This window comes from Bacillus stratosphericus, from assembly GCF_020524495.1.
Lineage (GTDB): Bacteria > Bacillota > Bacilli > Bacillales > Bacillaceae > Bacillus > Bacillus stratosphericus_B.
This window is the reverse complement of the sequence record NZ_JAIVLB010000100.1, coordinates 1-662: the sequence shown is the minus strand read 5'-3', so window position 1 is coordinate 662 and position 662 is coordinate 1. Positions and strand designations below refer to the sequence as shown.

The 662-nt window shown below is 37.2% G+C and carries 1 protein-coding gene; it reads right to left on the bottom strand.

The window, feature by feature from the left end:
- Positions 1-511: Rha family transcriptional regulator (locus tag LC033_RS16670; protein WP_226570359.1), on the bottom strand; the 511-nt coding region annotated here is incomplete at its 3' end.
- Positions 512-662: the final 151 nt, after the last annotated feature.

Here is a 662-nt window from a genome sequence, read left to right as displayed (position 1 = left end):
TATGAACACGTTTGTTAACTGCGTTTCTCATGGCTTGCTGCTGTGAGTAATCAAGGGTTATTTTTTTATCAAGATCCTGCCGAAGCTGCTTTATTTCTTCTTTCATTCCATCAACATCTTCGTTCAATTGAATCGTTAGCTTCATGCTAGCGACTAAACTTTCTTTATCACTCATAGCTTTCGGACGTTCCTGTGATTGGATATACTCTTTCATTCGCTTAAACTCTTGAATGAATCTGATTTTCGTCTGAACAGCTTCTTTTGTGTTGTAGCTGAATGCGATTAATGTGAAAGCTTCTTCTGTTAGATCGTATTTTGGGTATTGTTTGCCTCTTTCATTCGTATAAGTTGACTCCCCAAAATTGGGGAGTGAAAATTCTTCACCAGCTAAAACCATTTGATTTTCAATATCCCTTAAAACATGATCATGTCGTTTATCAAACATCTCCGCAATCGTCAGGCTGTCCGTTACCACTTCATTTTCTTTTACAAATACTAATTTATTTTCCATTTGTTGAACCTCCTTGGCATTTTACAGGTTATAAGTCTTTTGAATAGACTTAATAATGTGTTTCAGTGCATCAACCCAGCAATGACAACAATTCCCATGGACAACAGCAGCATAAAGATAACAGGTCCGTTTGACTCACGCTTTGCCATGA